This is a genomic window from Micromonospora sp. NPDC052213 (assembly GCF_040679695.1).
Taxonomy (GTDB): domain Bacteria; phylum Actinomycetota; class Actinomycetes; order Mycobacteriales; family Micromonosporaceae; genus Micromonospora.
On sequence record NZ_JBFAVI010000038.1, the window covers coordinates 23,620 to 29,619 of the forward strand.

The window sequence follows — 6,000 nt, forward strand, 5'->3', positions numbered from 1 at the left end:
TCCTCATGATTGGTGGTTCCGGGGTCCTGCCCGGGCATCGGGCCCATTTGCGAAACGCCCAATCGCTGCGAACCGGCCGCAGAAAACCGCGAACGGCACGCGGTGTCGCAATCGGTGACACCGAGGGTGATGTTCTGCGGGCGGTTCGACGCGGTAACGTCAGCGCCGGCGGGAACGGGGAGGTGGCGGCGTGGCGCGCGGTGGCGTCTTCTGCGTCGAGGGCCAGTGGCACCGGGACCTCAACGAACGCGGCTCCGTCCTGCCCACCCTCGAACTGCTCGAACGGCTCGGGAAGATCCGCTTCATCCACAAGGACGCGGCGACCCGCGACGAACTCTTCTACTTCGTCGACCGTTGGTTGCTCAAGCAGTACGCCGACCACCGGGTGGGCTTCTTCGCGATGCACGGCGAACCGAGCCGGCTCTGCCTCACCGACTGGGAATCCGTCGAACTCGCCGACGTCGCCGAACTGATGGCCGGCCGTTGCGAGGGCCGCCGGCTCTATTTCGGCAGCTGTTCGGTGCTGCGCGCCTCCGACGCCGCGCTGCGGGACTTCCTGGCCGCCACGGGAGCGGCGCTGATCTGCGGTTTCACCCGGGAAGTGGACTGGGTGGAATCGGCTGCCTTCGAAACCGTACTGCTCGACGTGCTGGCCAACGGGCAGCGGCACAACGCCGCCGAGCTGCGGATGGGCTCGGCGCACTGGGCGCCCCTCGCGTCGTACCTCGGGTTCCGGATCATCTACGCCAACGGCCGCGCCTGGCGGCCCTCGGTGCGCCCCCGGGTCCCCGCCCAGCCCGCCGCCGGCCGCGCCGCGCCCCGCCCGCGCTGACCGACTGGTAGAAACGGGTGGTGGCAGGCATCGCGACGAACACCCGGGTCGACCGGGCCGAGCTGGTCGAGTTCCTCCGGCCCCGGCACCGGGTGGTGCTGATGACCACCCGCGCCGACGGCCGGCCGCAGTCGTCCCCCGTCTCCGCGGGGGTGGACGGCGAGGGACGGCTGGTGATCTCCACCTACCCCGAGCGGGCCAAGGTCGCCAACATCCGCCGCGACCCCCGGGTCTCCGCGTGCGTGCTCTCCGACGACTGGAACGGCCCGTGGGTCCAGGTCGACGGCACCGCGGAGGTGCTCGACCTGCCGGAGGCGCTGGAGCCGCTCGTGGACTACTTCCGCCGCATCTCCGGCGAGCACCCTGACTGGGACGAGTACCGGGCGGCGATGGTCCGCCAGGGCAAGTCGCTGATCCGGGTCACCGTCGACGCGTGGGGGCCGATCGCCACCGGTGGCTTCCCCGCCCGCCTCGCCGGCTGACGCCCGGCCTCCCCGGTCCACACCGGCGGGCGGAACCGCCGTCAGTACGCGGCGGTGAACCGCTCGTTCGTGTGGCGCGGGGTCTCGATCTCGTCGACGATCGCCACCGCCAGGTCCTCGTAGCTGAGCACCGAGCGGCCCTCGTCGTCGGTGACCGGCTGATCGCCGCCCGTGCGGTAGTGCCCGGTGCGCTCGCCCGGATGGAACTCCAACGGCGGCGGGGAGACGTACGTCCAGGTCACCCCGTCGGCCGACGAGCGGTAGAAGTCCAGGGCGTCGGCCTGGCCCAGCGCGGCGTCGCGGTACTCGTCGGGGAAGTCCGGCTCGTCGAGGTAGCGGGTGCCCTTCGGGGTGAGCAGCGTCGACCCGCCGCCCACGTGGATGATCCGGGGCGCGGCCGGCAGACCCCGCAGCGTACCGACCAGGGTCCGCGCCGCGTTGAGCCAGAGGCCGCGCTCCCCGCCGCCGATCGCCACCACCATGACGTCGGTGTCGGGCGCAAGGTCCCGCACGCTCCGTTCGGTGGTGGCGTCGCCGGTGACCAGCTTGACCGACGGCGGCAGGTACGAGGTGGCCTCCGGGCGGCGCACCGCGGCGGTGACCCGGTGCCCCCGGCCGACCGCCTCGGCGGTGATCCGCGAGCCCGCGGTGCCGCCCGCCCCGAACACGACGATGTTGCTCATGACCGCCTCCCGCCCCCGTCCGGCCGGGGCGGTGACCGTCTGCCTGCCCGCCCGCCGGGTTGCCGTCCGCCTCCCAGGTTATGGAGCGGGTGGCCCGGCCGGTGCGGTAACCGGCGATCCGACGGCTCAGTCGACCAGGGCGGAGTAGACGAGCTGGCGCAGCTGCGGCCGCAGCGGGTAGGTGCTCGACGGCAGGAGCTGGGTGAAGAGCAGCGCGGTGACCTCCTCGACCGGGTCGACCCAGAACGCCGTGCTCGCCACCCCGCCCCAGTAGTACTCGCCGACGCTGCTCGGCACCCGGCTCGGGACCGGGTCCTCCACGACCGCGAAACCCAGCCCGAAGCCGATCCCGTCGAGGGTGGTCTCGGCGAAGCCGCCGGCGGAGAGGGTCTCCAGGTCCCGCCCGCCGGGCAGGTGGTTGCGGGTCATGAAGCGCACCGTGCGCGGCGCCAGCAGGCGCGCCCCGTCCAGCTCGCCGCCGCGCAGCAGCATCTGGGTGAACCGGTGGTAGTCGGCGGCGGAGGAGATCAGGCCGCCGCCGCCGGAGAGCAGCAGCGGCTTCTCGTACGCCAGGGCGCCCAGCTTGTCGTAGCGGAACGCGCGGCCGGTGCGCGGGTCCGGCGCGTAGAGCGCGGCGAGCCGGTCCGCGGCGTCGCCGTCGGCCCACCAGTGGGTGTCGGTCATGCCCAACGGGCGGAAGATCCGGTCGGCGAAGAAGGCGTCCAGGCTCTGCCCGGAGACCACCTCGACCAGGCGGCCCAGCACGTCGGTGGCGACCGAGTAGCCCCAGGCGGTGCCGGGCTGGAACAGCAGGGGCAGCTCGCCGAACGCCTGGCAGGCGGTGGCCAGGTCGACGTCCGCCGGCGGGTACAGGTCGTAACCGGCGGCCCGGTAGAGGCCGTCGACCACCGAGGTCTGCATGAAGCCGTACGTCAGGCCGGCGGTGTGGGTGAGCAGGTGCCAGATCCGGATCGGCTCGACCGCCGGCACGGTGTACGGCTTGAGGGCCGAGCCCTTGCTGTAGACCCGCAGGTCGGCGAACTCGGGCAGCCACCGGCTGATCTCGTCGGTCAGCTCGAAGCGGCCCTCCTCCCAGAGCATCATCGCGGCGACCGAGGTGACGGGCTTGGTCATCGAGTAGATCCGCCAGAGGGTGTCCGCCTCGACGGGCGCCCCCGCCTCGATGTCGCGCAGCCCGTACGTCGACGAGTGGGCGATCTCGCCGCGCCGGGTGACCACCACCTGCCAGCCGGCGAGCCGGCCGTCGTCGACGTACCTGCCGAAGTGCTCGTCGATCCGCGCCAGGCGCGCCGGGTCGAAGCCGATCTGGTCCGGGTCGATGCCGCGTGCCACAGTCACGCCGCCGAACCTACTAGCCGGTACCCCGCGCCGGAAGAGCCGGCCGCCACACATGTCGTACGCGCTGAGTAGCCTGGCCCGATGCCCGAGCTGACCGAGGACGCGACCTTCCGCAACGAGGACTGGTACGGCGAGGAGTTGGTGGACCGGCACTTCGTCGGCTGCTCGTTCTTCCACGTCGACCTGACCGAGGCGGTCAGCCAGGGCGCGGTCTTTGACGGGTGCACCTTCGGCAACGTGCGGTTCAACGCCTCCCGGCACACCGACTCGGCCTTCACCCGCTGCACCTTCCAGCGGTGCAACTTCTTCGAGGCCGAGTTCACCGGCTGCAAGCTGGTGGGCAGCACGTTCGCGCAGTGCGACCTGCGGCCGTTGACGGTCTCGGGCGGCGACTGGTCGTTCGTCGCGCTGCCCGGTGCCGACCTGCGCGGCGTGCGGATCACCGACGTACGGATGCGGGAGGTCGACCTCACCGGGGCCAACCTGACCGGCGCCACCGTCACCGGCGTGGACCTCTCCGCCGCGCAACTGCACAGCTCCCGGCTGTCCGGCGCCGACCTGCGCGGCAGCGACCTGACCGCGCTCGACCCGACCGTCGTGGAGCGGGCCGGGGCGATCGTCGACCCGGAGCAGACCGTGGTGATCGCGCAGGCACTCGGGTTCGAGATCCGCTGAGAAAGCCGCCACGGGTTGTCCGGATTGGCTGCCACGCTGAGCCCCATGACATGGTGGTCCGACCTCCTCCGCGAGGAACCCGAGTTCGCCGAGCGGGTGCGTGCCCGCTTCGCGGTCCGCAAGCACGGCACGATGGCGACGCTGCGCCGGGACGGCTCGCCCCGGATCAGCGGCACGGAGTTCGACTTCGGCCCCGAGCACCTGCGGCTGGGCAGCATGGCCGGCGCGCTCAAGGCCCTCGACCTGCGCCGCGACCCACGGGTGGCGCTGCACTGCCCGACGGAGGACGCTCCCGAGGACGATCCGCACTCCTGGGGTGGCGACGCGAAGATCGCCGGCCGGGCGCACGAGGAGCCGCCCGGCGACGACGGCTCCCACCGGTTCCGGATCGAGCTGACCGAGGTCGTCCTGACCTGGGTGGGCGATCCGCCGGACCACCTGGTCATCGAGAGCTGGCACCCCGGCCGCGGGCTGCACCGCCGCCAGCGGCACTGAGCCCCGCGGGAGGCCCTGGGCGTTCGCCCGGTGACCGGCCGCGTCCGCGGGTAGCGTGGGCGCGACGAGGAACGACGCGGACGAACGGGAGGGCGGATGACGTCGGGCGAGCAGGTGCTGGACAGCCCGCAGGGCTGGGTGGCCGACCACATCCGGCGGTACGTCGACACCGACGGCGCCGAGGGCCACGAGTGGCGGCCGGGCGTCTTCACGCTGCTGCTGACCACCCGGGGCCGGCGCAGCGGGAAGCTGCGGCGCACCGCGCTCATCTACGGCCGCGACGGCGACGCGTACCTGGTGGTCGCCTCGCAGGGCGGCGATCCGAAGCACCCGGCCTGGTACCTGAACCTGCTCGACGAGCCGCTGGTCGAGGTGCAGGTGGGCGGCGAGCGGTTCACCGCGCGGGCGCGTACCGCGACGGCCGAGGAGAAGCCGCGGATGTGGTCCACGATGGCCGCCACCTGGCCGTCGTACGACGAGTACCAGGCGAGGACCGACCGGGACATCCCGGTCGTCGTGCTCGACCGCGTCTGACCAGGGGCGGCCCGTCGCCGTTACCCCGCGGGTAATCGACGCCGGGCGGGCGCCGGCGCGAGACTCGGCGTACCGCACCGGCGACCCGGCCGGGCGGAACGGCCCACGGGGAGGATCCGTGCCCGCGTTCGCGCTCGCCCACCTCTACGCACCGCAGGTCAACGAGGACGTCCTGACCTACATCGAGCGGATCCAGGCCACGCTGGACCCGTTCGGCGGCCGGTTCCGGGTGCACGGCGCCGAGGTGGAGGTCAAGGAGGGCGACTGGCCCGGCACCGTGGTCATCGTGGAGTTCCCCGACCTGGAGCGCGCCCGGGCCTGGTACGACTCGCCGGCCTACCAGGAGATCGTCGCGCTGCGCACCCGGCACATCCCGGGCGCGACGCTGATCGTCGACGGGGTCGCCCCCGACTACGACGCCCGCCGCACGGCGGCCCGGCTGCGGGAGCGCGCCGCCCGCTGATCCGGCGAAGTCCGAGCCTGACCAGAGTCGTTCTTCCGGGCCGGGACAGTTTGTCCGTCGCGCCGCGTTCGCCGTGTCGTAACTTTCTGCTGTCCACGTCCGACAATCCTCTGTGGAGGCTCGACCGATGAGCAGCACCATCGCCCGCACCGTCCGTCCGCCCGCCCCACGCGGCGCCGGGGAGCCGTCCGGGGAGGTGCTCCGGGAGATCCCGCTGCCGCCGTACGTCACCGCCGAGGACGCGCAGTTCGCCGTCCGGGCGGTGGTGGTGCACGCGCCCCGGAACTGGTCCGGCGGGACGGTCTGTCGCAACGACGCCAGCCCGCACCCGTGTCGGCTGCACCGCTGGGGCGTGCGGGTGCTGGCGCAGCGCGGCCTGCGCCCCGCCGACATCGCCGCGCTGATCGCGGGCGGCGACCCGACCGCCGAGCCGCCGCGGCGCCCGGGCGCCTGAGCGCCGGCGGGGCCCTCGCACCC

At 73.2% G+C, this 6,000-nt stretch carries 9 protein-coding genes; 7 read left to right on the top strand and 2 right to left on the bottom strand.

Going from position 1 to position 6,000, the window contains the following annotated elements:
* The first annotated feature begins 190 nt into the window (after positions 1 to 190).
* Entirely contained in the window at positions 191 to 832 is a 642-nt protein-coding gene (locus AB0L34_RS12680; RefSeq protein ID WP_357698404.1) for a hypothetical protein, read from the top strand.
* Positions 833 to 849: 17 nt separating this feature from the next.
* The gene (locus AB0L34_RS12685; RefSeq protein WP_357459266.1) at positions 850 to 1,314 is read left to right on the top strand and encodes a PPOX class F420-dependent oxidoreductase; all 465 of its coding nucleotides are present in this window, start codon (positions 850 to 852) and stop codon (positions 1,312 to 1,314) included.
* A 41-nt stretch (positions 1,315 to 1,355) separates the two neighbouring features.
* On the opposite strand, the gene AB0L34_RS12690 is transcribed toward AB0L34_RS12685, so the two are convergent.
* Complete coding sequence (locus AB0L34_RS12690) at positions 1,356 to 1,997, bottom strand: NAD(P)H-binding protein (protein ID WP_357459263.1); 642 nt, start codon at positions 1,995 to 1,997, stop codon at positions 1,356 to 1,358.
* A gap of 126 nt (positions 1,998 to 2,123) precedes the next feature.
* Entirely contained in the window at positions 2,124 to 3,356 is a 1,233-nt protein-coding gene (locus tag AB0L34_RS12695) for a serine hydrolase domain-containing protein (RefSeq protein WP_363704423.1), read from the bottom strand.
* An 81-nt stretch (positions 3,357 to 3,437) separates the two neighbouring features.
* Between AB0L34_RS12695 and AB0L34_RS12700 the strand changes: the two genes are divergently transcribed.
* The 5 genes from AB0L34_RS12700 to AB0L34_RS12720 all read left to right on the top strand — a co-directional run bounded on the left by AB0L34_RS12700 (position 3,438) and on the right by AB0L34_RS12720 (position 5,977).
* Positions 3,438 to 4,031, top strand: a complete 594-nt coding sequence (locus AB0L34_RS12700) for a pentapeptide repeat-containing protein (protein WP_363704425.1) — start codon at positions 3,438 to 3,440, stop codon at positions 4,029 to 4,031.
* 45 nt (positions 4,032 to 4,076) lie between these two features.
* The gene (locus AB0L34_RS12705; protein ID WP_363704427.1) at positions 4,077 to 4,526 is read left to right on the top strand and encodes a pyridoxamine 5'-phosphate oxidase family protein; all 450 of its coding nucleotides are present in this window, start codon (positions 4,077 to 4,079) and stop codon (positions 4,524 to 4,526) included.
* A gap of 96 nt (positions 4,527 to 4,622) precedes the next feature.
* Positions 4,623 to 5,060 carry a nitroreductase family deazaflavin-dependent oxidoreductase gene (locus AB0L34_RS12710; RefSeq protein WP_363704429.1) on the top strand — a complete coding sequence of 146 codons (438 nt, stop codon included), beginning with the start codon at positions 4,623 to 4,625 and terminating at the stop codon, positions 5,058 to 5,060.
* 118 nt (positions 5,061 to 5,178) lie between these two features.
* Positions 5,179 to 5,523: a DUF1330 domain-containing protein gene (locus tag AB0L34_RS12715; protein WP_363704431.1), complete on the top strand. Its 345-nt coding sequence runs from the start codon at positions 5,179 to 5,181 to the stop codon at positions 5,521 to 5,523.
* A gap of 127 nt (positions 5,524 to 5,650) precedes the next feature.
* Positions 5,651 to 5,977 (top strand): hypothetical protein, encoded by a 327-nt coding sequence (locus AB0L34_RS12720; protein ID WP_363704433.1) that lies wholly within the window; start codon positions 5,651 to 5,653, stop codon positions 5,975 to 5,977.
* Positions 5,978 to 6,000: the final 23 nt, after the last annotated feature.

What these genes read in the sequence shown, in the direction of transcription:
- AB0L34_RS12710 (WP_363704429.1), top strand. Translation starts at nt 4,623, where the DNA reads ATGACGTCGGGCGAGCAGGTGCTGGACAGCCCGCAGGGCTGGGTGGCC.
- AB0L34_RS12705 (WP_363704427.1), top strand. Translation starts at nt 4,077, where the DNA reads ATGACATGGTGGTCCGACCTCCTCCGCGAGGAACCCGAGTTCGCCGAG.
- AB0L34_RS12690 (WP_357459263.1), bottom strand. Translation starts at nt 1,997, where the DNA reads ATGAGCAACATCGTCGTGTTCGGGGCGGGCGGCACCGCGGGCTCGCGG.
- AB0L34_RS12700 (WP_363704425.1), top strand. Translation starts at nt 3,438, where the DNA reads ATGCCCGAGCTGACCGAGGACGCGACCTTCCGCAACGAGGACTGGTAC.
- AB0L34_RS12720 (WP_363704433.1), top strand. Translation starts at nt 5,651, where the DNA reads ATGAGCAGCACCATCGCCCGCACCGTCCGTCCGCCCGCCCCACGCGGC.